This is a genomic window from Thioalkalivibrio sulfidiphilus HL-EbGr7, from assembly GCF_000021985.1.
In the GTDB taxonomy this organism is placed as follows: Bacteria; Pseudomonadota; Gammaproteobacteria; order Ectothiorhodospirales; family Ectothiorhodospiraceae; genus Thioalkalivibrio_A; species Thioalkalivibrio_A sulfidiphilus.
Genome location: NC_011901.1, coordinates 155,540 through 179,471, shown reverse-complemented (window position 1 = coordinate 179,471; position 23,932 = coordinate 155,540). Strand labels below are relative to the sequence as shown.

Annotated in this window: 19 protein-coding genes and 1 pseudogene; 14 read left to right on the top strand and 6 right to left on the bottom strand. The window is 67.7% G+C overall.

Annotation, left to right across the window (positions count from 1 at the left end):
• Nucleotides 1-77: 77 nt before the first annotated feature.
• Complete coding sequence (locus TGR7_RS00810) at nt 78-428, bottom strand: hypothetical protein (protein ID WP_012636751.1); 351 nt, start codon at nt 426-428, stop codon at nt 78-80.
• Nucleotides 429-831: 403 nt separating this feature from the next.
• Here TGR7_RS00810 and TGR7_RS00805 point away from each other — a divergent pair, with 403 nt between their 5' ends.
• The 5 genes from TGR7_RS00805 (at nt 832) to TGR7_RS00785 (ending at nt 3,868) form a co-directional block, all read left to right on the top strand.
• Nucleotides 832-1,221 (top strand): thioredoxin family protein, encoded by a 390-nt coding sequence (locus tag TGR7_RS00805; RefSeq protein WP_012636750.1) that lies wholly within the window; start codon nt 832-834, stop codon nt 1,219-1,221.
• 505 nt (nt 1,222-1,726) lie between these two features.
• On the top strand, nt 1,727-2,143 hold the full coding sequence (locus TGR7_RS00800; RefSeq protein ID WP_012636749.1) for a thioredoxin family protein: 417 nt from the start codon (nt 1,727-1,729) through the stop codon (nt 2,141-2,143).
• Nucleotides 2,144-2,205: 62 nt separating this feature from the next.
• A complete protein-coding gene (locus TGR7_RS00795) occupies nt 2,206-2,511 on the top strand; it encodes a DUF2288 domain-containing protein (protein ID WP_012636748.1) in 306 nt (101 codons plus the stop codon).
• Entirely contained in the window at nt 2,511-3,275 is a 765-nt protein-coding gene (locus TGR7_RS00790) for a spermidine synthase (protein ID WP_012636747.1), read from the top strand. Before TGR7_RS00795 ends, TGR7_RS00790 begins: the two co-directional genes overlap by 1 nt.
• 209 nt (nt 3,276-3,484) lie before the next feature.
• On the top strand, nt 3,485-3,868 hold the full coding sequence (locus TGR7_RS00785; RefSeq protein WP_012636746.1) for a DUF3775 domain-containing protein: 384 nt from the start codon (nt 3,485-3,487) through the stop codon (nt 3,866-3,868).
• A 46-nt stretch (nt 3,869-3,914) separates the two neighbouring features.
• Here the strand turns inward: TGR7_RS00785 and TGR7_RS00780 are convergent, their stop codons facing one another.
• Complete coding sequence (locus tag TGR7_RS00780; RefSeq protein ID WP_012636745.1) at nt 3,915-5,855, bottom strand: methyl-accepting chemotaxis protein; 1,941 nt, start codon at nt 5,853-5,855, stop codon at nt 3,915-3,917.
• Between the two features lie 335 nt (nt 5,856-6,190).
• On the opposite strand from TGR7_RS00780, the gene TGR7_RS00775 reads away from it, so the two are divergent.
• From TGR7_RS00775 to TGR7_RS00765, 3 genes are all read left to right on the top strand, one after another.
• On the top strand, nt 6,191-10,621 hold the full coding sequence (locus TGR7_RS00775) for a DEAD/DEAH box helicase (RefSeq protein ID WP_012636744.1): 4,431 nt from the start codon (nt 6,191-6,193) through the stop codon (nt 10,619-10,621).
• A 407-nt stretch (nt 10,622-11,028) separates the two neighbouring features.
• Nucleotides 11,029-11,304, top strand: coding sequence for a BrnT family toxin (locus TGR7_RS00770; RefSeq protein WP_041442203.1), 276 nt, complete (start codon nt 11,029-11,031; stop codon nt 11,302-11,304).
• On the top strand, nt 11,288-11,533 hold the full coding sequence (locus TGR7_RS00765) for a BrnA antitoxin family protein (protein ID WP_012636742.1): 246 nt from the start codon (nt 11,288-11,290) through the stop codon (nt 11,531-11,533). Before TGR7_RS00770 ends, TGR7_RS00765 begins: the two co-directional genes overlap by 17 nt.
• Before the next feature lie 95 nt (nt 11,534-11,628).
• Here TGR7_RS00765 and TGR7_RS00760 read toward each other — a convergent pair whose 3' ends face one another.
• The gene (locus tag TGR7_RS00760) at nt 11,629-14,103 is read right to left on the bottom strand and encodes a cation-translocating P-type ATPase (RefSeq protein ID WP_012636741.1); all 2,475 of its coding nucleotides are present in this window, start codon (nt 14,101-14,103) and stop codon (nt 11,629-11,631) included.
• Between the two features lie 93 nt (nt 14,104-14,196).
• Entirely contained in the window at nt 14,197-14,727 is a 531-nt protein-coding gene (locus tag TGR7_RS00755; protein WP_148211441.1) for a GNAT family N-acetyltransferase, read from the bottom strand.
• Between the two features lie 84 nt (nt 14,728-14,811).
• Here TGR7_RS00755 and TGR7_RS00750 point away from each other — a divergent pair, with 84 nt between their 5' ends.
• From TGR7_RS00750 to TGR7_RS00735, 4 genes and pseudogenes are all read left to right on the top strand, one after another.
• The gene (locus TGR7_RS00750; RefSeq protein ID WP_041440660.1) at nt 14,812-15,225 is read left to right on the top strand and encodes a c-type cytochrome biogenesis protein CcmI/CycH; all 414 of its coding nucleotides are present in this window, start codon (nt 14,812-14,814) and stop codon (nt 15,223-15,225) included.
• Nucleotides 15,226-15,321: 96 nt separating this feature from the next.
• Complete coding sequence (locus tag TGR7_RS00745) at nt 15,322-16,728, top strand: DUF2868 domain-containing protein (protein ID WP_012636739.1); 1,407 nt, start codon at nt 15,322-15,324, stop codon at nt 16,726-16,728.
• On the top strand, nt 16,721-18,109 hold the full coding sequence (locus TGR7_RS00740) for a GTPase/DUF3482 domain-containing protein (RefSeq protein ID WP_012636738.1): 1,389 nt from the start codon (nt 16,721-16,723) through the stop codon (nt 18,107-18,109). The genes TGR7_RS00745 and TGR7_RS00740 overlap by 8 nt, the downstream gene beginning before the upstream one ends.
• A gap of 18 nt (nt 18,110-18,127) precedes the next feature.
• Nucleotides 18,128-18,736: pseudogene (locus TGR7_RS00735) on the top strand (DUF2238 domain-containing protein).
• An 8-nt stretch (nt 18,737-18,744) separates the two neighbouring features.
• Here TGR7_RS00735 and TGR7_RS00730 read toward each other — a convergent pair.
• Complete coding sequence (locus tag TGR7_RS00730) at nt 18,745-19,887, bottom strand: patatin-like phospholipase family protein (protein ID WP_012636737.1); 1,143 nt, start codon at nt 19,885-19,887, stop codon at nt 18,745-18,747.
• 218 nt (nt 19,888-20,105) lie between these two features.
• A complete protein-coding gene (locus tag TGR7_RS00725; protein ID WP_081434227.1) occupies nt 20,106-21,455 on the bottom strand; it encodes an MFS transporter in 1,350 nt (449 codons plus the stop codon).
• A gap of 97 nt (nt 21,456-21,552) precedes the next feature.
• Here TGR7_RS00725 and TGR7_RS00720 point away from each other — a divergent pair, with 97 nt between their 5' ends.
• Entirely contained in the window at nt 21,553-22,950 is a 1,398-nt protein-coding gene (locus tag TGR7_RS00720) for a dihydrolipoyl dehydrogenase (RefSeq protein WP_012636735.1), read from the top strand.
• 41 nt (nt 22,951-22,991) lie between these two features.
• On the top strand, nt 22,992-23,891 hold the full coding sequence (locus tag TGR7_RS00715) for a DMT family transporter (RefSeq protein WP_012636734.1): 900 nt from the start codon (nt 22,992-22,994) through the stop codon (nt 23,889-23,891).
• Nucleotides 23,892-23,932: the final 41 nt, after the last annotated feature.

Here is a 23,932-nt window from a genome sequence, read left to right as displayed (position 1 = left end):
CGGCATCTCCTTGAGGGTTCTTTGCCGTGTTCAGGTTGCCTGGGGCAGCCTGAACACGGCCTGAATCCGCCATTGCGTCAGTACTGGGTGCGGTAGCGGATGGTGAAGTCCAGGGTGTTGCGCGGCACCGGCTCGTGATAGATCACCGTGGGCGCGCGATACACCGGCGGCCGATGCACCGGGGCATGGTGGTACACCGGGTAGGCGGGCGCCCGGTGGTGATGCCTGTGCTGGTGCTGATGCTTGCCGCGATAGCCATGGGCCGGCGCATGGGGCGGCGGACCCGGACGGAAATGGCTGCCACCGTAGGTCACGGTGGTCACCGTGGTGGTGGTGTGACCATAAGGGCCGGCCATGGCCAGCCCCGGCAGCAGCAGCGCGGCACCCACGACACCGGCGCCCAGACGGATCAGATGCTTCTTGTTCATGACGGCTCTCCTTACGGTTGCGGGCACATGCCCTCGAGAGTCGCCGTCAGGCTATCCCCGCCGCCCTGAACGCGGCCTGAATGTGGTTGGGGGGGTTCGGTTTCCATGAAGTCCCGCAGGCGGAACGAAACCCTCGTTCTCTCACGGAGCCACGGGGGCACGGGGTTTTGGAACAAATGACTTTCTCTGCGTCCCAGCGCCTGCGCGAGAACATCATGCCCTTGGTTTGCTGGGTTGCAATAAACCAATCCTCTCGCGGAGGCGCAGGGACGCAGGGAAATCTTATTGGTCTAAAGCCCCGTGGCTCCGTGAGAGGGGACTGTTCTTTACATCTCCCGCCTAACACCTCACCCCCCAACACTTGTATCTTGTCTCTGCCCACTTGCCTCTAGAGCCTTCCACCATGGACCGCCTCGCCGTCTTCTTCGCCCTGCTGATCGCCGCCTACTTCGGCTTCCAGTTCTGGCTGCTGTACCGCACCCGCAACCAGCAGGGCAGGCCCGCGCCGGAACTGAGCGATCTGCTGGACCCGCTCCTGCTGGCGAAGCCAAGGCTGGTGTTCTACTTCTGGAGTCCCGCCTGCCCCATGTGCGGCCAGGTGACCCGGGTGATCGACGGCTTGCTGGAAAGCCGCGACGACATCGTCAAGATCAACGCCATGGAACAGCCTGAGCTGGCGCGCCGCTTCCGTGTGATGGGCACCCCCACCCTGCTCAGCGTTTCCGACGGCCGCATCCAGCGCATCCTGGTGGGCGCCAAGAGCGAGAAGGCCATCCGCGAACTGGTGGGGTGAACCCGGGGGGGATCACGCAGGCCGGATGCGTTGCGCTTATACGGTCTACGACATACCAAAAGGCCATCCTCTCACGGGGGCACGGAGCCACGGAGGAAAGGCGCTTGATTTGATTCACCCTGCGACCCTGCGCCTCCGCGAGAGGCTTGGTTGCTTGCGGATGAGAAAACCAAAGGCATGATGTTCTCGCGGAGGCGCTGGGACGCAGGGAACGTCATCTGATCCAAAACCCCGTGCCCCGTGGCTCCGTGAGAGGACACGGTTTTTCGCCTCCCGCCTAGGAGCCTGTCGGACTTAGGTGCCCGTAGCGAGCCTGGTGGGAGAGCGAGGCCATTTTCACGATCGTTTGAGGAGAATAGCCGTCGCTATTTGACGAAAAGGATCGGGAAAATGGGCCGCTCTCCTACCGGCGCAGTAGGTGCAGCCTAAGTCCGACAGGCTCCTGGCACCTCACCCACTACACTTGTATCTTGACGCTGCCCACTTGCCTCTGGAGCCTTCCTCTATGGACGGCCTCGGCTTCTATTTCCTGCTGTTCCTCGGCCTGCTCGCCGCGATGCAGTTCTGGCTGCGCCGCTGCGCCCGGCTCATGGAGGGCTGCACCGCGCCCCGGCTGGATGACCTGATCGATCCCAAGCATCTGCTTGAGCCGCGCCTGATCCTCTACTTCTGGCGCCCCGGCTGCCACATCTGCGGCCAGACCTCCAGTATCATCAACCCGCTGCTGGAGACGCGCCGGGACATCCTCAAGCTCAACGCCCTGGAGGAACCCGAACTGGTGCGACGCCTGCGCCTCACAGGCACCCCCGCCCTGATCGTCATCGCCGGCGAGCGCATCGAGCGCGTACTCATCGGCTCGCGCAACGAGCAGGAGATCCGCGCCCTGCTCAACGCCTGGCCCGAGACCGACCAAGACGACTGACCCCACATCAAGGATTTTTCTTGTATCTTGTCTCTTGCCACTTGCTTCTAGCGCCTTCATTCATGAACGACACCGCCGCCGAACTCCGCGCCCGCCTCAATGCCGAGACCGGGCCCATCTCCTGGCCCGAACTGGAGCGCCACTTCGCCCGGGGCGTGGTGGTGCACGTGGCCCCCGAACTGGACCTGGTGGAAGTGGCCGCGCGGATGGTGGAGGACGACCGGGACAGCATCAGCGCCTGGATGGACGCCGGACAACTGGGACCCGCCACCGACGCGCAGGCCCGCGACTGGCAGACCCGGCGCCCTGACTTCTGGGCCGTGGTGGCCGCCCCCTGGGTGGTGATCCAGGAAAAGTCCGCCGGCTGATGCTCATCTGGTCCCGCACCCGCGGCGGCACCCGCTACGAGGTGCGCACCGCCGGCCGGGTGCACCGGCTCTACACCGACGGCATCTTCCACAGCCAGGCCCATCCCGAACGGCTGGCCACCGGCCACCTCTGGGACCTGTTCAGTCTGCCCGTGCTGCTGCGCCGTGACCCCGTGATCGGGCGCGCGCTGGTGCTCGGCGTGGGCGGCGGCACCGCCCTGCGCCAGCTGCGCGGCCTGGGGGCAGAAAGCGTCGACGGCGTGGAACTGGATCCTATGCATCTGCGCATTGCCCGGTGTTTCTTCGGCCTCACCGGACCCGGCATCCGCCTGCACCGGGCCGACGCCCGGGACTGGCTCGCCCGGCACCGGGGCCCGAAGTTCGACTACCTGGTGGACGATCTGTTTGGCGGCGAGGACGGCGAACCCCGTCGGGCCATCCCCGTGGATGGCCCCTGGGTCCGGCAGCTGCTGCGTCACCTGGCCCCGGGCGGCACCCTGGTGATCAATTTCCCCGGGGTCTGCGAACTGCAGGCCTGCGCCCTGCTGCGGCAAGCGACCCTGCGGCAGCGCTTCTCCAGAGCCTGGATGCTGCAGCACCCCCGCTACGACAACGCCGTGGGCGTATTTCTGCAGGACGCCCTGACCGCCCGGGGCTACCGCCAGCGCCTCGCCCGCCTGCCCGCCGGGCATCCGGCCCGGGGGCTCGCCCGCACCCCGGTGCGGCTGCGCCGCCTGGAGCCTGTCGGACTTAGGTGCCCGTAGCGAGCCGAGTGGGAGAGTGAGGCCATTTTTTCGATCGTTCGAGGAGAATAGCCGTCGCTATTTGACGAGAAGGATCGGAAAAATGGGCCGCTCCCCCACCGGCGCAGTAGGAGCAGCCTAAGTCCGACAGGCTCCCAGCCCTGATCACCCGTCCGTGCTGCTTGGTCTATGCTCCGGGCATCGATACCCATCCGCATCGGAGGTACCCCATGCTGGAGATGAATCCGGACATCGTCTGCGCCATCATCGAGCGCGCACGGGAATTCCACGCCAAGGAGGAGGTGGTGATCACCGAGGAGCCCGGCAGCCCCGCCGATGACTGGGCCCTGCAGGTACTCGCCGACCACGCCGACGACCTGACCTACCAGGACCTGAAGACCCAGATCGACGACCTGGACCCGGAGCAGCAGGTGCAGCTGGTGGCGCTCATGTGGATGGGACGGGGCGACTACGAGGCGGACGAGTGGAACACCGCCCTGGCCGAAGCCAAGGACAACTGGACCCCCACTACGGCTGAATACCTGATCGCCACGCCCCTGGTGGCGGACTACCTGAGCGAAGGCCTGGACATGCTCGGCTACAGCTGCGAGTAGGAGGCCCGCCCCGGGTCGAATGCGCCCGGGGCGCGCGCAGCATCGATCAGGTCCTGAACCTCAGCACCTGGGCCCGCAACTCCTCCGCCAGCCGGGCCAGGGACTCGCTGGCCTGCGTGGTGTGCACCACGTTGCTGGCGGTGGTCTCGCTGATCTCGTGGACCTGGTGGATGTTCTCGTTGATCTCCCGGGCCGTGGCGCTCTGCTGCTCGGCCGCGCTGGCGATCTGCTGCACCATGTCGTTGATCCGGCCTACCGCATCGGTGATGTGATCCAGGGACTCACCGGCCTTGCCCGCCTGCTCGACACTCTGGCTGGCCTGCTTGCGACTGCTCTCCATCACCGCCGCTGCCTCCCGGGTGCTGGCCTGGAGCTTCTCGATCATCTCCTGGATGTCCGCGGTGGACTGCTGGGTACGGCTGGCCAAGGTACGCACCTCGTCGGCCACCACGGCAAAACCACGGCCCTGCTCACCGGCCCGGGCCGCCTCGATGGCCGCATTCAGGGCCAGCAGGTTGGTCTGTTCGGCCACGTTGCGGATCACCTGCAGGATTGAGCCGATGTTGTCGCTGTCCTTCTGCAACGATTCGATCACCACACCGATGCGTGTCACCTCGTCCGCCAGCCGGTCGATCGCCGTGACCGCCTCGGAGACCACGCGCTTGCCGGAGGTAGCCTCGGCGAGGGTCTGGTTGGCACCATCCGCAGCGGACTGGGTGTTACGCGCCACTTCCTCCACGGTCGCCGTCATCTCGTTCATGGCCGTGGCGGCACTGTCCATCTGGGTGCTCTGCTGGCGGATGCCCTTGTCGGTCTGCTCGTTGATCTGCGCCAGTTCCGTGGCGGCCGCGGCCACCTCCTCGGAATGTTTGCTCATGGCGCCGATCATCTCGCGCAGGTTCTGCTGCATGGCGCTGATGGTAGCTAGCAGGCTGGAGCTGTCGCCCGATTTGAGTCTCACGGGCACGGTGAGATCACCCTCGGCCACCTGCTCCACGATCTGCGCCGCGTAGGCCGGCTCGCCACCCAGCACCCGGGTCACGGAGCGCACCACCAGCAGGCTCACCGCCACCGCCGCGGCGAGGATCACCAGGGCGATGATCAACAGGGTCCAGAACACCCGGTTCACCTCGGCCAGGGCCGCGGCTTCGGGCACCTCCAGCACCAGGCCCCAGCTCAGCTGCGGGACATAACTGAAGCTGCCGATCACCGGGGTTCCGGCCGGATCCCGGTAGCGCCCCACGCCACTCTGTCCTGCACGCAGGGCGCGGGCAGCCTCGGTGTCCAGGGCCTGTTCGGGATTGCGTACCGAAGCGGCAGGGGTGATGGCAAGCCCGTCCTGGCCATTGATCAGATAGATCTCCAGCTCACTCTCTCCCCGCAGTTCTGCCATACGTTCGAAGATGGTGTTCATGAGCACCGCGCCGCGCATCACGGCGACGATCTGCCGGTCCCGGTAGATGGGCACCGCCACGGTGCTCACCTGGTTACCAGTGGCCCGGGACAGCACGGGGCGCGACACCACCTCGCGGCCGGAGATGGCCTGGCGGAACCATTCCCGGTCGGGCACGTTGAACTCATGTGCCTGCTCGCGGCTCAGCACCCGGGTCTGCTGGGTGCCGGCGTCGTGTGACACGCCCACGATGCCGCGCCCCTCGGGGCTCACCACGAAGATGGTATCGAAGAAACCCTGGGAAGCGGCCATCTGGGCGAGCAGATGCTCCAGTTCCTCAGGACGGATCTCCTTGGACGCATCCAGCAGGGCGAGATAACGCATCTCGTCCTGGCGGGCATTGATCCAGTCGGCGAAGGCATTGGCATTCATATCGCCCGTGCCCTGGAGCTGGTTGATGGTGGCCCGGGTGAAGGAGTCCCGGTACTGGGCGAACACCAGCGAGGTGATGGTCACGATGGCTACCAGCACCAGCGAGACGATCATCAGGGTGAGGGTCCCGGCAAAGCCGAGGCGCGCGAACAGCTTGTTCATGTTCTTGTTCTCCTGTTTTCGGTCACGGTGGCTGCCCTGACCGAGGGGGTGTACCTGCAAAGGACATTCGGCCACCGAGCCCGAAGGGGCGCGCAAGACCACGGTTGTTTTTTTTACTACAGATCCCGGCGCATACCCGTTTTCGCCTGTTCGACGCCGTCAGGATCAAGGGGTCGCATTTTGGCAGCGTCATGCCGGGAGCGTGAGACCGCTCATCACGTAAACACCTACGCTGGGTGAGAGATTTCCCGTATCCGGGTGATACAGGACCTGGTACCGACCTGCCGGGCCCGCAACTGGATTCGCGCCGACACCCCGGTCACACTCTCATCACCATGTTCTCCCGCCCCACCCACACCTGGTTCAGCGACAACTTCACCGAACCCACCCCCGTGCAGCGGGAGGGCTGGGCGCGCATCGCGGCCGGTGACCACGCCCTGCTGGTGGCCCCCACCGGCAGCGGCAAGACACTCGCCGCCTTCCTCGCCGGCATCGACCGGCTCATGCAGGAGGCCGACGATGCGAAAGCGGGCGTGCGCGTGCTCTACGTCTCGCCGCTGAAGGCCCTGGTCTACGACGTGGAGCGCAACCTGCGCGCGCCGCTCACCGGCATCCTGCGCACCGCCGAGCGCCTGGGCGAACCGGCGCGCAGCCTGCGCGTGGACATGCGCACCGGCGACACGCCCCAGGCCGAGCGCCGGGCGCAGCTCAAGGACCCGGCCCAGATCCTGGTCACCACCCCCGAATCCCTGTTCCTGCTGCTGGGCTCGAAGGCCCGGGAGAACCTGCGCACGGTGCACACGGTGATCGTGGACGAGGTGCATGCCCTGGCCCCCAGCAAGCGCGGCGCCCATCTGGCCCTGTCCCTGGAACGTCTCGCGGAGATCACCGACGCCGAACCCCAGCGCATTGGTCTCTCCGCCACCGTGAACCCGCCGGAGCTGGCCGCCCGCTTCCTGGGCGGCGACCGCGAGGTGGCCATCGTCGACACCTCCGCGAAACCCGCCCTGGACCTGCACGTGGAGGTGCCCGTGGCGGACATGGAGGCCGTACAGTCGCCCGCCACCACCACACCCCCGGGCCCGAAGCGGGGCGGCTCCATCCTGGGCGAGCTCTACGCCCGGGAGGTGGCCAGGCCCACCCCCGAGCGGGGCATCTGGCCCGCCATGTACCCGGCGCTGGTGGCGGCCATCCGCAGCCATCGCTCCACCCTCATCTTCGTCAACAGCCGGGGCCTGGCCGAACGACTGACCCAAAGACTCAATGAAGTCGCCGACGAACCCCTGGTCCTCGCCCACCACGGCAGTGTCTCCCACGAGCGCCGCGCCGAGATCGAGGAGGGTCTCAAGGCGGGTCGCCTCAAGGGCATCGTCGCCACCAGTTCGCTGGAACTGGGCGTGGACATGGGCGCGGTGGATCTGGTCATCCTGGTGGAGTCCCCCGGCAGCGTCGCCCGGGGCCTGCAACGGGTGGGCCGCGCCGGGCACCAGGTGGGCGCGGTGAGCCGCGGGCTCATCTACCCCAAGTTCCGGGGCGACCTGCTGGAATGCGCCGTGGTGAGCGAGGCCATGCTGGAGGGTCTGCTCGAACCCATCAGCGTGCCCCGCAATCCCCTGGACGTGCTGGCCCAGCAACTGGTGGCCATGGTCTGCGACACGCCGCGCACGGTGAGCGAACTGGAGGCCCTGGTGCGCCGCACCCACCCCTACCGGGAGCTGTCCCGGCCGCTGCTGGAAGGGGTGCTTGACATGCTCTCCGGCCACTACCCCTCCGCCGAGTTCGCCGACCTGCGCCCCTGGCTCGCCTGGGACCGGGCCGAGGACCGGCTCACCCCGCGCCGGGGCGCGCCCATGGCGGTGCGCCTCAATGCCGGCACCATCCCCGACCGGGGCCTGTACGCCGTGCACCTGGGCGGCGCCGACGGGCCGCGCCTGGGGGAGCTGGACGAGGAGATGGTGTTCGAGACCCGCGCCGGGGAGAACATCCTGCTGGGCGCCAGCACCTGGCGGGTGGAGGAGATCACCGGAGACCGGGTCATCGTCAGCCCCGCCCCGGGCGAGCCGGGCAAGCTGCCCTTCTGGCACGGCGACAGCCTGGGCCGCCCCGTGGAACTGGGCCGGCGCATCGGCGCGCTCACTGGGAAACTGGGCGCCCTGAGCCAGGCCGAGGCGGCCCGCTGGCTGGAGGCACACACGCCGCTCTCCGCCTTCGCCGCCGGCAATCTCGCCGCCTACGTGCACGAGCAGAAGCAGCACACCGGCGTGCTGCCCACGGACACCGCCATCACCGTGGAGCGCTTCCGCGACGAGCTGGGCGACTGGCGCGCCTGCATCCTCTCCCCCTTCGGCGCGCGCATCCACGCCCCCTGGGGCATGGCCCTGCAGAACCTGCTCTCGGCGCGAAGCGGCTTCGAGGTGCAGGTGATGTACACCGACGACGGCATCGTGCTGCGCTTCGCCGACACCGACGCCCTGCCCGACGCCGACGAGCTGATACCCGACCCCGAGGAGATCGAGGAACTGATCACCGAACAGCTGGCCACCACCGCCCTGTTCGCCGGCCTGTTCCGGGAAAACGCCGCCCGGGCCCTGATGCTCACCCGCAACCGTCCCGAGGGGCGCACACCGCTGTGGGCCCAGCGCATGAAGTCCGCCCAGCTGCTGGCCACCGTGAGCCGCTATCCGGCCTTCCCCATCGTGCTGGAGACCTACCGCCAGGCGCTCTCGGACGTCTTCGATCTGGCGGGTCTCAAGGCCCTGCTGGCCGACATTCGCGCCCGCCGGGTGCGGGTGGACGAGGTGGAGACCCGCTCCGCCTCCCCCTTCGCCCGCTCCCTGGTGTTCGCCTACGTGGCCGCCTACATCTACGAGCAGGACGCGCCGCTGGCCGAACGCCGTGCCCAGGCGCTGACCCTGGACCGGGGCCTGCTCTCCGAGCTGCTGGGCCAGGCGGAGCTGCGGGAGCTGCTGGACGCGGAGGTCCTGGAGGAACTGGAGGCGGAGCTCGCCCACGAGACGGACGAGACCCGCGCCCGGGACGCCGACGAACTCCACGACCTGCTGCGCCGACTGGGGGATCAGCACCTCGATGAACTCGCCCGCCGCTGCACCGAAGACCCGGCACCCTGGCTGGAGACCCTGAAGCACTCGGGCCGCGCCGCCGCCGTGCGCATCGCGGGCGAGCCCCGCTTCATCGCCGCCGAGGATGCAGGGCTGTACCGGGATGCCCTGGGCGTCGCCCCGCCCCCCGGCCTGCCCGACGCCTTCCTCGTGCCCGTGCCCGACGCCCTGGAACAGCTGCTGCGCCGCTTCGCCCGCACCCGCGGGCCATTCGTGACGAAACAGGCCGCCGCACGCTTCGGCCTCACCGAGGCCCAGGTGATCCCGGTGCTGCGCGCCCTGCTCACCGAGGGACGCCTGGTGCAGGGGGAACTGCGCCCGGGCGGGCGCGAGCCCGAATGGTGCGACGTGGACATCCTGCGGCGCCTCAAGCGCCGGACGCTGGCCAGCCTGCGTCACCAGGCCGCCCCGGTGGAGGCCCGGGCGCTGGCCCGCTTCCTGCCCGAGTGGCACGGCATCACCCGGGAGACTGGACAACGCCACGGGGGCGCGGCGCGGCTCATGGACGTGGTGGCGCAACTAGAAGGCCTGCCCCTGCCCTGGTCCCTGCTCGCCGAGGTGATCCTGCCCGCCCGGGTGAGCGGCTTCACCCTGGAGATGCTGGACATGGCCGCCGCCACCGGGCAGGTGGTGTGGGTGGGCACCGGGGCCCAGGGACCGCGGGACGGGCGGGTGGCCCTGTACCGGCGCGAGCGCGCCCCGCTGCTGTTGCCGCCCGCCGGCGATCTGCCCGACGGACCCCTGCACCGCACCCTGCTGGAACACCTGGACAGGCGCGGCGCAAGTTTCTACCTGGAACTGGAAACCGCCGTGCAGCGGGCCCACCCGGAGGCCAACGCCGCCGACTTTCGCGCCGCCCTCTGGGACCTGGTCTGGGCAGGGGCCATCACCAACGACACCTTCGCGCCCCTGCGGGCCCTGGCACGCGGTCCCTCGAAATCCACCGGCCGCAGTACCCGGCGCGGCGGGCAGGCGCTGGCCGGCGGGCGCTGGTCACGGGTGAGCGAGCTGCGCGATCCGACCGTGAGCGACACCGAACAGGCCGTGGCCCGGGCCGAGATGCTGCTGGAGCGCTACGGCATCGTCAGCCGCGAGGCGGCGCTGGCCGAGAACCTGCCCGGCGGCTTCGGCGCCGTCTATGGCGTGCTCCGCGCCATGGAGGAGTCGGGCCGCATCCGCCGGGGCTATTTCGTGGAGGGCCTGTCCGGCGCCCAGTTCGCCTGGGCCGGCAGCGTGGACCGCATCCGGGGCATCCGCCTGGAGGACGACCCGCAGGCAGGCGGGGAGCCGGTGGCCCAGTGTCTCGCCGCCATGGACCCCGCCAATCCCTTCGGCACTCTGCTCCCCTGGCCCGAGCCGGCCGGCGACACGCGCCCCCGTCGCGTCCCCGGCGCCTGGGTGATACTCGTCGATGGCCTGCCGGTGCTCTACCTCGGACCCGGCGGCAAGCACCTGGTGACCCTCGACCAGGAACCCCATCGCCTGCGCGCCGCCTGCCGCGCCCTGCACCAGATCCCGCGCACCGGCCGGAGACGCCTGATGATCATCGAACAGGTGGACGGCGTGCCAGTGAACGAGTCGCCCCATGCGGGCATGCTGCTGGAAGCGGGATTCGTGCGGGACTATCGGGGCTTCAGCAGGGCCTGAGGTCTCAAGGTACCCGGGCAGAAAACCTGTCCTCTCACGGGGCCACGGGGGCACGGGGATTTCATAACAGGACTTTCCCTTCGCCTCCGCGAGAGCATCATGCCTTTGGTTTTATTCCCGGCAGAAAACCGATCCTCTCGCAGAGACGCGGAGGCGCAGGGAGTTTCAAAATGAAGTCCTTTGCTCCGTGGCGCCGTGCCTCCGTGAGAAGACAGGCTTTACAGTCAAAATCATGATCTCTCGCCAAGACGCGAAGCCGCAAAGGCAAAACTTCCAATAGGTTTTCTTTGCGACTTCGCGTCTTGGCGAGAGCAAGAGTTTTTTATTTTCCCTGGCGAGCACCTCAGGCAACTCCACCGCTGGCGTCCAGGCGCACCCAATGCTATGCATATATAATGCATATCCACATGGACGTAGAGTACGATCCGGATAAGGCTGCCCGGAATCTCATGAAGCATGGTGTGAGCTTCGCACATGCCGAGCAGGCGCTTCGGGATCCCTGGGCGATCACCATTGATGATCCGGACGCAATGGGTGAGCAACGTTTCATCACGCTCGGCATGAACCCTCTGGGTCACGTGCTGGTCGTGATGCACACCCCGCGCGGACAACACACACGCATCATTTCGGCGAGAAAAGCGAGCCGTTCAGAGGTTAAGCAATACCATGCGCAAGGAATATGACTTCAGCAAGGGCAAGCGCGGTGCGGTCATCAAGTCACCCGGGAAAACCCGCATCACGATCATGCTAGACAACGATGTGATCGAGGCATTCCGCGAACACGCGGAGAAACTCGGCATCGGCTACCAAACGGCGATCAACGAGGCCTTGCGGCAGCACCTCACACAGGACCACGAACCGCTCACGGTGGAAAAGCTGCGCGAGGTACTGCGCGAAGAGCTGCAAGCCTGATGCCGACATCGCGATGCTTCGCTGATCATTCAGGGTCAGCGGAGCCCTGAATAAACCACAGCACCCGGCGCGCAGCACACCAGGCCGGACCCGCCTCAGGCGCGGCGATCCTTCCCAGACACACCCACAATCACAAGCACCGCCGCGAGCAGTCCGCCGCCCAGGGCGATCAGCCAGTCGTCCCAGTGCAGGGGATGCAGGTGCAGCAGCACGCGCAGGGCCGGGGTGTAGATGAAAACCGCCGACAGGAGCGGGGGCCCCACGACCATGACCCACGCCATGAGCCCGCGCATCCGGCTCAGCGCGCCGGTGATCCCGGCGCCGGCCATGATCAGTACGAGCAGGGCCATGGTTCGCGCATGGTCCACGGCGTAGTCGGCACCGAGGCTGCGGATGTAGGTGCCCAGCACCAGCAGCGTGACGACAGCCCCCACCACCACGATCGTCATCCACTGCATGTTGTCGAAAAACCTCGCCCGCGCCCCCTTGGCGGGCGGCGGGCCGAGGGGGCGGCGCGAGCGCAGGTTCTGAAACACCAGCAGCGCGGTGGGGTGGATGATCAGCTCCAGCCACACGATGTGAATCGGCAGGTAGAGCAGGGGATAGCCCAGCATGGGGATCAGCGCCGCGGTGGCCACCAGCGGCATGTGGATCATGAGCAGGTACTGGAAGCTCAGTTGCAGGCTGGTGAACAGCTCACGCCCCTCGGCAACCGCGCCGGCGATGCTGCGGAAGTTGTCGTCCATCAGCACCACCGAGGCCACCTCCCGCGCGCTCTGGCTGCCCCGCTCCCCCATGGCGATACCCACATCGGCGGCCTGCAGGGCCGGCACGTCGTTGACGCCGTCCCCGGTCACCGCGACGATCTCCCCGGCCGCCTGCAGTCCGCGCACCAGGGCGAGTTTCTGTGCCGGCACCGCCCGGGCGATCACGTCGAAGGCCCGCAGCGTGAGTGCCCCGCCGTGGCCCGTGTGCTGCGCCAGTTCGTCTCCCGTGATCAGCCGGGGCTCGCCCTCCCCCAGCCCGATCTCACGGGCGATGGCCGACGCAGTGCGCGGATGATCACCTGTGACCATGATGACGTGGATGCCGGCCGCCCGGCAGGCCTGCACCGCCTCGCGCACGCCCTCGCGCACCGGATCCTCGAACGCCAGCAGGCCGATGAACGCCAGCCCCCGATCCGGTTCGCCGCCCGGCCAGTGCTCGGCGTCGAGCTCGCACCCGGCGCAGGCAATCACCTTGTGGCCCGAGCGGGCGTATTCGTCCACCCGCTCCATCCAGTCCCGCCCGGCATCTTCGGAAAGCCCGCACAGCCCAAGCACCACCTCGGGCGCACCCTTGACCGCCACCAACAAACCCTCCGCCTGCTCCCAGACACCCGTCTCGCGACGCCGGTCCTCGGTGAATGGAAAACGGGCGCGCAGGGCTGCAACCGGCTGCCCCGGCGCCAGGATGAGTACTGCCTGATCCACAGGATCGCCGCTGTCCGCCCGCGAGGCCGCGGCGGCAGTCTCCAGGAGTCTGGCTTCAGAAACCCCGGGCGCAGGCTGCAGGTGTGTCAGACGCAGCCGCCCTTCGGTGAGGGTGCCGGTCTTGTCCGAGCAGATGCAGGTCACACGGCCGATGTTCTCCACCACCACCGCCCGGCGAACCAGGGCACGGCGCCGGGCGAGGCGATAGACACCGGCACCGAGGAAGATGGCGAGCACTACCGGAAACTCCTCAGGCAAAGCGGCGATGGCAAGCGTGAGCGCGCTGAGCAGTGCGTCGAGCAGGCCGTGACCCTGCTGGTAGCGCAGCCAGGCCAGCGCCAGACAGAACACGCCGGCCACGACCACCAGCGCCCGCACCAGTTGCCCGACCGCACGCTGCAGCGGCGTCAGGGGGTGGACACCGGCGATCGCCGAACGGACGATCTCGCCGTACAGGGTTCCGGCGCCGGTGAAGACCACCCGAACACCGGCACACCCGGTCAGCACCCGCGTGCCGGCAAGCCCCCAGTGCTGATCCGCCACCAGGGCCTGCGCACCGGCTCCAGGCAGTGCATCCAGGGCCTGCTTGCGCACTGGGTAGGCCTCGCCGGTCAGGGTGGATTCATCCACCTGCAAGCCGTCGCAGCTCACCAGCAGGCCATCTGCCGGGAACGATTCCCCGGACCGGACCATCACCAGATCTCCCGGCACGATCTCCTCGGCGGGCAGGGCTCGCTCCACGCCGTCGCGCACCACTCGGGCCTGCACGGCGAGCCGTCCGCTCAGGCCCTGCACCGAGGCCTGGGTACGCCGGTGCAGCCAGAGATCCATGCCAATCAGGGGAATGAGGGCCAGCAACAGCACAAGGGCCTCGGCATACTGTGCAACGATCCAGAAGAGCCCACTGGTGGCCAGCAGGAACCACAGCATCGGATCCCGCAGCGTGTCGCGCAGGGTGACCGTCCAGGCCCGTCCCGTGCCCGGGATGATCATGTTCGGGCCATACCGGCGCAGCCGCGATTCCGCCTCCGGTCCGCTGAGCCCGGCCTGTGCGTCGTGGACCCCCTCCAGCCGTTCCCCCGGCACACCGCGTCGCATCTCTTGTCCTCTTGGGTTGCGCACAGGGAGCAGGGTGACAGACGATTCCCGTCGCGAGAGAACGGGTCTCTCGATGATCGTAGAAACTGCCCGCTACTCCCGCCAGTATTCCGGCCTGGTCATGACATCCGCGCATACCACCCGGCCATGTACCGAACCCAGCAGGCCCGGGCGCAGGGCCCGCACCATCCAGGCCGCTTCCGGTTCGATGGGATAGGGCGCGGTCAGGCCCCGGGGCGTGGCGGGCTCGAAACCGTGGCGGGTGTAGTAGCCGGGATGGCCCAACACGAAAACCAGGTCCACGCCGCGCTGCCCGAGCAGCGCCAGGCCTTCCCGGATCAGCGCAGCGCCGATCCCACGCCCCTGGACGTCAGGCACCACGGCCAGAGGCGCCAGGATCATCCCGGAGACCGGCGCCGTGGCATGGCCCATGCGCACGGTGGTGAAGAGCACGTGCCCGACGGCGCGCCCCGCATCCCAGGCGAGCAGTGAGAGCATCGGCGCGGCACTGGGGTCCGCCAGCAGGTCGCGCACCAGGCCCGCCTCCACGTCACTGCCGAAGGCGGCGCGTTCCACCGTGAGCACATCGTCCAGATCCGACGGACGAGCTTCATAAATCTGCATGGGTCTATTCACTCTGAGGATCATGAGGCTGATGGCCGTATACGTTACACTGCGGCTCCCTCTCATGTCCTGACGGTGACCCCAATGCGCGCACCCCTGATCCTCGCCCTGCTGCTCCCCCTCCTGCTGGCGGCCTGCGGGGGTTCGGGCCCCGCCACGGGCATCAGTGGCACGATGAGCCTGGATCCGCAACTGGCCGACCAGGTCTCCGGCGAGGAGACCGTGTTCCTGTTTGCCCGGCGCCCCGCCGGCCCGCCCATGCCCCTGGCCATCCAGCGCCTGCAGGTCAGCGATCTGCCGTACCGTTTCCATCTGGACGACAGCCACGCCATGACCGACGTGATGCTCTCTTCCGTAGACGAGGTGATCGTCGTGGCCCGCGTCTCCCGCTCCGGGCAGGCCATGCCGCAACCCGGCGACCTGGAAGGGCAGAGTGGGCCGGTCAGCACTGCCGGCACCACGGATCTGGAAATCGTGATCAATCACGTGCGGCCTTGAGTTCCAGGCTCACCCACAGCCCCCCCGGACACACTCACATCCCGGCGCGTGTCCGCTATCCTAAGGCTTTGTTTTGTCCGCCAACCGGAAGCCCTTTTGAACCACCCTCGCCCCCCGCAGACCTCCGGCTTCGACGCGCGCTGGCTCGCGGAGGCCGTGCGCCTGCGTGAAACGGCCTCTGGCGCCCTCGAGGATGCTGACGCGGTGCGCGCCGCGCGCACCCGGGCAAACGATACCGAGCAGCGCGTCCTGATCCGGGCCGCCCTGCTCGGGGAGCGCGAAGGGCTGGCGCAGGCCATCGCCGCCTGGCAGCCACGCGCGCGCCTTTTTTTGCTGGTGCTGGCGGTCATCGCGCTGCTCAGCGGCTTCGGTGCCGCGCTCGCGGTGCTCGGCGACGGCAGCCGGCCGGTGAACGTGGTCTGGGCGCTGGGCGGGCTGCTCGGGGTGCACCTGTTCAGTCTGTTGCTGTGGCTGCTCAGCCTGTGGCAGGGCGGGCGCGATGCCGGCGGCGCGCTCGGCCAGGCGTGGCTTTGGTTGTCCACGCGTCTGGGCGGGGATCAAAACGGCCAGGTTGCCGCCGCGCTGGCCGCATTGCTGGGCCGTGCCGGCCTGACGCGCTGGTGGCTGGGCACGGTCACCCATGGCCTGTGGCTGCTGGCCCTGCTCGGCGCGCTGGCCGGGCTGCTGGTGACACTGGCTGCGCGGCGCTATGGCTTCGTCTGGGAAACGACCATCTTGCCCGCGGAGGCGTTTATACGCTTCATCCAGGGCCTGGGCTGGCTGCCTGCACAGTTCGGGTTTGCCGTGCCCGATGCATCGGCGGTGCATGCCGCCGGCAGTGGCGTGGCGGCCAGCGAGGACGCACGCCTGGCCTGGGCGTCATGGCTGATCGGCAGCGTGGTCATCTACGGACTGATGGTGCGGTTGCTGTTGTGGCTGCTGTGCGTGACGCTGTACCTGAAAGGCCGCCGAGGGCTGCGCCTTGATCTGGGCCTGCCAGGCTACGCGGTGCTGGCGGCGAGACTGGCGCCGTCCAGTGAACGCATCGGCGTCACCGATGCCGCGCCGGGGGTACTGCCCCATACCCCTATCGACAAGGCTCATGGGGTCTCCGGCCATGAGGCGCTGCTGCTCGGCCTGGAACTGCGTTCCGATCCGGCCTGGCCACCGGCATTGCCACCCGGCGCGCGCAACGCCGGCATCATCGACACCCGTGAGCAACGACGGAACATCCTCGCGCAACTTGCCAGCGCCCCACCGCGGCGCCTGCTGATCACCTGCGATCCGCGCCTGTCGCCGGACCGCGGCAGCCTGGAGTTCATCGCCGAACTGTCCCATCACGCCGGTGAGTGCCGTGTGTGGCTGCCTCGCCTGCTTGCGGACGGTGACCCCGAACGCCGCAGCCACTGGCGCGAGAGCCTGCGCGAATCCGGCCTGGACACGCGCGCCGTGTTCGAGGACGACGCAGCCGCCCTTGCCTGGCTGGGGAGGGGTCATGACTGAGCGCGCATCCGACACCGTGCGCATCGCGGTGGTCGGTCATACCAACACCGGCAAGACCTCGCTACTGCGCACGCTGCTGCGCGACACGGGTTTCGGCGAGGTCTCCAGCCGGCCGAGCACCACGCGCCACGTCGAAGGCGCGCGCCTGATCGTCGATGGCGAGGTGCTGGTCGAGCTCTACGACACCCCCGGGATGGAGGACCCCATCGCGTTGCTGGAACTGATCGAAGGCTTCGTTTCGAGTGATGGCGGTCGTCTTGACGGTCCGGCGCGCATTGTCCGTTTTCTTGACAGTCCGGAGGCGGCCACGCGTTTCGAGCAGGAGGCGAAGGTCCTGCGGCAATTGCTCGCCAGCGACGCGGCCTTCTATGTCGTCGACGCGCGCGACCCGCTGCTGGCCAAGCACCGCGACGAACTGGCGGTGCTTGGCAGCTGCGGCAGACCGCTGCTGCCGGTACTGAATTTCGTCTCCGACCCCGCCGCGAATGAATCTGTCTGGCGCGAGGCCCTGGCGCGTCTGGGCCTGCACGCGGTGGTGCGCTTCGACACCGTCGCCCCGGAGCGGGATGCCGAGCCGCGTCTCTACAGCGCGCTCGCGACACTGCTCGAACGCCATCGCCCGGCGCTTGATCGTCTGGTAGCCAGCCACGCGCGCGAGGCCGCAGCGCGCCATGCCGCGGCACTGCGGCTGATCGCCGACCTGCTGATCGACGTGGCCGCCTGCCGCCGTCAGGTACCCGGCAAGGCACCTGCCGACATCCAGGCGGCCGTCGGGGACCTCAATGGCCGCGTACGCGCCCGCGAGCAGGCCTGCGTCGATGCCCTGCTGGCCCTGTACGGATTTGGCAGCAGCGACCTCGATGCCACGCAGCTGCCGCTGATCGATGGCCGCTGGGAGGATGACCTGTTTCATCCCGAAACCCTGCGCGTTCTCGGCATCAGGATCGGTAGCGGCGCCGCCGCCGGTGCCGCCGCGGGTGTCGGTATCGACCTGATGGTCGGAGGCATCACCCTGGGCGCGGCCGCCGCGCTCGGCGCGCTGATTGGCGGCGGCTGGCAGACCCTGCGGCATGCCGGAGACCGCCTGCTCGGCAAGGTCACCGGGCGCATGGAACTCACCGTCAACGACGCCATCCTGCGCCTGCTCGCGCTGCGACAGCTCTATCTGCTCTCGGCGCTCGAAGCCCGCGGCCATGCCGCACCCAGACCCATCGGTCAGTTTGCCGATGCATCCTCCGCGCTTCGCGAAGGCAGCCTGCCCGATGCGCTCAAACGCGCGCGAGCGCATCCATCCTGGTCGGGACTGTTCGGGGATGTGCCCAGGGCGTCGGATCGCCAGGTGGCCGTCGACGCCCTGGCCGGCGAGTTGGAACAGGCATGAAGCTCCCGGGCACATCCCATGACCACGCCTAAGCTCCCTGCGATCCTGCTTACCATGTACTTTGTGGTCTTTTCCGTGGCAGGCATTTCGCCGCACAACCACCCGGACTGGTGGCTTGAGAACGTGATTCCGCTGGCGGCCATTAGCCTGCTGGTGATCACCTACAGGAAATTCCGCTTCAGCAACCTGGCCTACACGGCCGCGTTCCTCTTCCTGGTGTTCCATACACTGGGAGCACATTACACCTATTCAGAAGTCCCCTTGGGGCACATGGCTGCCGAACAGTTCGGCTGGGAGCGCAATCACTACGACCGCTGGCTCCACTTCCTGTATGGCTTTCTGATTGCCCCGATGGCGGTGGAACTGTTTGACACCAAGGCGCCCGCGCGCGGGATCTGGGCCTTGCTCCTGCCCACCCTGTTTCTTGCGTCCCACTCCATGATCTACGAGATCATCGAGTAGTGGGTTGCGGCAACACTCGGCGGGGAACTCGGCGCTGCCTACCTAGGCACACAGGGCGACGTCTGGGATGCGCAGAAGGACATGGCGCTCGGCCTTCTGGGTGCTGCATCGGGGGTCGCTGCCGTGCGGCTGGCGCGCAAGCCCCAGGACCTGAATCGCGACTGATTCAGGTCCTAACGCCGCGCACAGGGATGGGGAAAGTCCGCATCCGTCTCCCTGGGTGATGGCAGGGCATCGAGCCCTTCGAGCCAGGGAGATTCGACGGACACTGCGGTCCGGTAGCCGTACTCGTACTGGCACTGCATGAACGCGGGATTGAAGTAATCATCCGGTGGCGGATTAGGCTGGCAGGGCGTGCCGCTGGCCACCACGTAGCGCGTGCGCCAGCCTCGACGCTCGGCCTGCACGATGGTCAGGGCCACCGAGTCCACGGAGCGTTCACCGGTCCAGACATCGCCGGTCCGCAGGGCGATCAGGAGCACGTGATCCCGGATGCACTCCGGGATGGTCATGAGCGGGCTGTTTACGATCAGGTAGAGATTGACCTGCTGCGGGGCCTCTGAGTACACGCTCATCAATTCCTCGATCTGCCCAGGCGACGGGATGTGCTGGCGCAGCGCGCCATCCACGAGCATGCGCCCTTCCAGGAACACCGGCGGGAACGCCACGGGGCTCGCCGAGGACGCCATCAGGTAGTCGATGTAGCGGGATATCCGGTCCGGCCGGTCGCGCTCCAGGGCAACCGCCGTTAGATCAAGCAGCTCCGGGTTGCCGCAGTCCATGTCCACGGCGATCACGGCCACGCGCCGCCCTTCCCGTTCCCACGCCTCTGCCACCTGATCCAGCAGTTCGCGGGTGATCACGGCCTCCAGCATGCCACGCAGGGGGCGGGTGTCCGCGAGCGAGTCACCCAGCAGGATCGCGGGCAGAGAACGACGATGGAAAACATCACGCGTTGTCATCGATTTGATCTGCTCACGGATCAGATCGTCGTATTCGGGTCCGAGGAAGGCATGGGTCACGAACATCGCGCCCGTGGAGACGCCCACTGCGATGTCGAACTGCGGTCGTCGACGTTCGGGCGGTTCCTGGGCTTCCGACCAGCCGTTCAGAAAGCCGATGCCGTATGCGCCCCAGGGACCTCCTGCCGAGAGCGCGAGGACGTTGATCTCCTCCCGCGCAGCGACGGGACTCGGACCGACAAGGCGGGGCTCGAAGGATGAGCACGTCGGCTGGTCGACCTGCCGCGGCGTGACGCAGCCTGACAGCGACACCACGAGCAGCAGCAGGCAGACGCTGATGAGACGCTTACCCATGTCGAAGTGTCCTGCGCAGCGACCAGCGTGACTCTTCCAGCGGCAAAGAGGCCGCGCCCTCGATCACACCTTTGAGCTTCACGAAATCACCTCGGCTTGGAACGACCTTGTATCGAACCGGCTTCTACCCACCACCACATCCCACGGGCTCCGCGCATGGCGGATCGCCACCCCTTGAGCCTAACTGACCGGCCTGCCGAAACAAGCCCCCCCGCTTTCTAATCCGCGACCTTCTTCCTGCCGCCGCGGTCCTCCACCTTCACCTGCCTCAGCACCAGCAGCCCGCCCGCGAAGAACACCAGCGTCGCCAGCACCGCCACCCGCAGGTCGAACACATCGGCCAGCACCCCCATGACCAGCGGTCCGGTGATCGCGGCCAGCTTGCCAAACACCCCCCAGAAACCGAAGAACTCCGCTGCCCGATCCCGAGGCGAGAGCAGGGTCACCACCGCCCGGCTCGCCGCCTGGCTCGACCCGATGGCCAGGCCCGCCAGGTTCCCCACCAGGAAGAAGGCCGTCTTGGTCTCCGCGAAATAGGCGCCCAGTGCCACCAGGCACCAGAGCGCCAAGGCCACCGACAGGGCGTTCACTGAACCGGCCCGGTCCTGCCACCAGCCGCAGAGCAGCGCCCCCAACGCACTGCTGAGCTGCAGCGTGGCAAACAGCACCAGGTTCTCCGCCGTGGTGAATCCAAGCACCTGCTGGGAATAGATCGCCGCAAAACCCACCACCGCGCCCAGGCCGCTCATGTAGAGCAGGAAGGAGACAAAGAACTTCAGCAACTCCCGGTGCCGGGGCAGGCCTCGCGCCGCCCGCCCCATGCTCTCCCAGCCGAGCAGCCACCACGACCCGGCATGGGGTTCAGGCCGTTTGCGCTCCCGCAACAGCAGCACCACCGGGAGCGTGGCCAACACCATGAATACGGCCGTCGCCACGAACACCCACGGTACGCCGGCCGGTACCCGCGAGAGGACCAGCACGGCCATGCCCAGTGATGCCAGACCGCCCAGATAACCGAAGCCCCACCCGTAGCCCGAGATCCGCCCCACGTTCTCCGGCGTGCTCAGTTCGCTCAGGAAACTCGCGCAGAAATTCTCGCCGAAGGAGAACGCCGCATACGCCACAACCACCAGGCCCGCCGCCAGCCATACCGTCCCGGGTCCCGTGAACCACAGCGCCGCCGTGGCTGCCGCGCACACCCACATCATCCCCAGCAGGTAGCGCTTCTTCGTGGCCGTCACGTCCGCCATCACGCCCAGCACCGGGCCGGCCACGATCACGATGACCTGAGACACCGCCAGGATCAGCCCCCACAAGGTATTCGCCGCCGGGTCGCCTGCGGCGATCACGCCGATGAAGTAGGGTCCGAAGACCACCGTGATCACCACCGTGATGAATGCCGAGTTGGCGAAGTCGTAGAAGCACCAGCCGAAGATCTCCCTGCGTCGCACCCGTTCGCCCATGATGTCCTCACCCGCAGACCACAGCGCCCCAGCCTGAACCGCCCGGCAGCACCTGTCCGCGTCCTGGACCTGGTGGCCGGTGACACGCGCGGCTTTCTCAGGCATGCCCTCCACTTGCGCATGCCCCTCAGATTAGAGCCCACCGCACCCCCGGTGTACACTGGGTCCAAACCACCTGTCCGCAGCTCCCCTTGGAGATCACATGCCCAGACACGTCGACGTCGCCATCATCGGGGCCGGCACCGCCGGCCTTTATGCCCTCTCCCAGGTGCGCAAGGCCACGGACAGTTACGTGCTCATCGATGGCGGAGAGCTGGGCACCACCTGCGCGCGAGTGGGCTGTATGCCGTCGAAGGTGGCGATCCAGGTGGGCGAGGACTTTCACCGTCGCGGCATCTTCGAGCGCATGGGCATCGAGGGGGGCGAGGCCCTGGGCCTCAATGCCCGCGAGGCGCTGGAGCACATCCGCGACCTGCGTGACGTGTTCGTGGACAAGGTGCTGAGCGGCAGCACCGACGACATGGGCGAGGAGTTCATCCCCGCTCACGCCCGCTTCGTTTCGCCCACGGAACTGGAGGTGGACGGGGAGCGCATCCACGCCAAACGCATCATCATCGCCACCGGCTCCACGCCGGTGATCCCCGGCGACTGGAGAGCCTTCCATGATCGCGTCATCACCACCGATGAGCTCTTTGAACTGGAGGAACTCCCCGGCACCATGGCGGTGATCGGTCTGGGCACCATCGGTCTGGAGATGGGCCAGGCGCTCTCGCGCATGGGGGTGGAAGTCACCGGTATCGACCAGCTGGATCACATCGCCGGCCTGCAGGATCCGGAGGCGCAGAAGACGGCCCTGGAAATCCTCGGCAAGGAGATGCCCCTGTGGCTCGGCGAGGGAGCAACCATCAGCGAGGAAGACGGCAGGCTGCGCGTGACCGCCGGCGATCAGTCCGTGGTGGTGGACAAGGTGCTGGCCTCCATGGGGCGCCGTCCCAACGTGCAGGGACTGGGCCTGGAGCACCTCGGCGTGGAGCTGGATAAGCGCGGTCTGCCGGCCTTCGATCCTCACACCCTGCAGGTGGGCGATCTGCCCGTATTCATCGCAGGCGACGTGACCGGCGACCGGGCCATCCTGCACGAGGCGGGATGGGAAGGCCGCGTGGCCGGTTTCAACGCGGTACAGGACACACCCGTGGGCTTCCGCCGCCAGGTGCCGCTGGCCATCAATTTCTGCGATCCCAACATCGCCGTGGTGGGCCGGGCCTGGAATGATCTCGACCCGGACACCACCGCCATCGGCGAGGTCAAGCTCGGCCCCCTGGGCCGCGCCCTGATCATGGGCAAGAACAAGGGGATCATCCGCGTCTACGCCGACAAGCGCGACGGCCGCCTGCTGGGCGCGAGCCTGGTGGCGGTGAAGGGCGAACACCTGGCCCACCTGCTGGCCTGGTCCATCCAGCAGGGGCTCACGGTCTTCGACCTGATGCGCATGCCCTTCTATCACCCCTCCATCGAGGAGGGGCTGCAGTCGGCCCTCTATGACCTGAAGGGCAAGATCGAACAGCAGCCTGCGGAGCCGGTGGAACTGCAGCACCTCTAGCCCGCATATCTCACCACGCCACCGCTGACGAGACACTAGCCTTGCAGGGTTTCCACTTCCCTCCCACCCTGGCGCTGTCCCTGGCCTCCCTGTTCTGGGCGGGCAACTTCATCGTGGGCCGCGCCCTGCGCGACGCGGTACCAGCCATCGACATGAATTTCTGGCGCTGGACCATCGCACTGGTGATCCTGCTGCCCTTCGGCGCGCTGGCCCTGCGCCGGGACTGGGCCCTGATCCGCAGCCAGTGGCGCCTGGTGGTGTTTCTCGCGCTCACCGGCATCGTCGGCTTTCACGTGTTCGTCTACACGGCCCTGCAGACCACCACGGCGGTCAACGCCCTGCTGTTCCTGTCCGTCTCACCGGTGATGATCCTGGTGGGCAGCTGGCTGCGCTACGGCGACCCCATCTCCCGGGTGCAGGTGCTGGCCATGGGGATCTCGCTCGTGGGCGTGGTCGTGCTGGTCACCCACGGCGAGCTGGAACGTCTGCTGGGGCTGGAATTCAACATCGGCGACCTGTGGATGCTGCTGGCGGTGAGCCTCTGGTCCGCCTATTCCGTGGTGCTCAAGACCAAGCCCGCCGAGCTGAACCAGACGCCGCTGATCACCGGCACGGTGATCGTGGCCATGCTGGTGATGACGCCGGTGTATCTCGCCACCCTGCCCGGGGACGAACCGGTGGCGTTCACCGGCCCGGTGGTGGCCGGCCTGCTCTACATCGGCGTGTTCGCCTCGGTGATCGCCTACTTCTGCTGGAACTACGGCGTGGCGCGCCTGGGCCCCTCCCGGGCGGGGGTGTTCCTGCACCTCAATCCCCTGTTCGGCGCGGTGCTGTCGATCATCTTTCTGGGCGAAGGCATCGAGCCCTACCACCTGGCGGGCGCGGCCTTGATCGCCACGGGGTTGGTGTTCTCATCCCGCGGCGCTGTGAAACCCTGCTGAGTCGCGCGCCTGCAAATGCGCTAGCATCGGCCTGTCGAACC

Excerpts from the sequence above, each read along its gene's own strand:
- TGR7_RS00810 (WP_012636751.1), bottom strand. The coding sequence starts at position 428 with ATGAACAAGAAGCATCTGATCCGTCTGGGCGCCGGTGTCGTGGGTGCC.
- TGR7_RS00805 (WP_012636750.1), top strand. The coding sequence starts at position 832 with ATGGACCGCCTCGCCGTCTTCTTCGCCCTGCTGATCGCCGCCTACTTC.
- TGR7_RS00800 (WP_012636749.1), top strand. The coding sequence starts at position 1,727 with ATGGACGGCCTCGGCTTCTATTTCCTGCTGTTCCTCGGCCTGCTCGCC.
- TGR7_RS00795 (WP_012636748.1), top strand. The coding sequence starts at position 2,206 with ATGAACGACACCGCCGCCGAACTCCGCGCCCGCCTCAATGCCGAGACC.
- TGR7_RS00790 (WP_012636747.1), top strand. The coding sequence starts at position 2,511 with ATGCTCATCTGGTCCCGCACCCGCGGCGGCACCCGCTACGAGGTGCGC.
- TGR7_RS00785 (WP_012636746.1), top strand. The coding sequence starts at position 3,485 with ATGCTGGAGATGAATCCGGACATCGTCTGCGCCATCATCGAGCGCGCA.
- TGR7_RS00780 (WP_012636745.1), bottom strand. The coding sequence starts at position 5,855 with ATGAACAAGCTGTTCGCGCGCCTCGGCTTTGCCGGGACCCTCACCCTG.
- TGR7_RS00775 (WP_012636744.1), top strand. The coding sequence starts at position 6,191 with ATGTTCTCCCGCCCCACCCACACCTGGTTCAGCGACAACTTCACCGAA.
- TGR7_RS00770 (WP_041442203.1), top strand. The coding sequence starts at position 11,029 with ATGGACGTAGAGTACGATCCGGATAAGGCTGCCCGGAATCTCATGAAG.
- TGR7_RS00765 (WP_012636742.1), top strand. The coding sequence starts at position 11,288 with ATGCGCAAGGAATATGACTTCAGCAAGGGCAAGCGCGGTGCGGTCATC.
- TGR7_RS00760 (WP_012636741.1), bottom strand. The coding sequence starts at position 14,103 with ATGCGACGCGGTGTGCCGGGGGAACGGCTGGAGGGGGTCCACGACGCA.
- TGR7_RS00755 (WP_148211441.1), bottom strand. The coding sequence starts at position 14,727 with ATGCAGATTTATGAAGCTCGTCCGTCGGATCTGGACGATGTGCTCACG.
- TGR7_RS00750 (WP_041440660.1), top strand. The coding sequence starts at position 14,812 with ATGCGCGCACCCCTGATCCTCGCCCTGCTGCTCCCCCTCCTGCTGGCG.
- TGR7_RS00740 (WP_012636738.1), top strand. The coding sequence starts at position 16,721 with ATGACTGAGCGCGCATCCGACACCGTGCGCATCGCGGTGGTCGGTCAT.
- TGR7_RS00730 (WP_012636737.1), bottom strand. The coding sequence starts at position 19,887 with ATGGGTAAGCGTCTCATCAGCGTCTGCCTGCTGCTGCTCGTGGTGTCG.
- TGR7_RS00725 (WP_081434227.1), bottom strand. The coding sequence starts at position 21,455 with ATGCCTGAGAAAGCCGCGCGTGTCACCGGCCACCAGGTCCAGGACGCG.
- TGR7_RS00720 (WP_012636735.1), top strand. The coding sequence starts at position 21,553 with ATGCCCAGACACGTCGACGTCGCCATCATCGGGGCCGGCACCGCCGGC.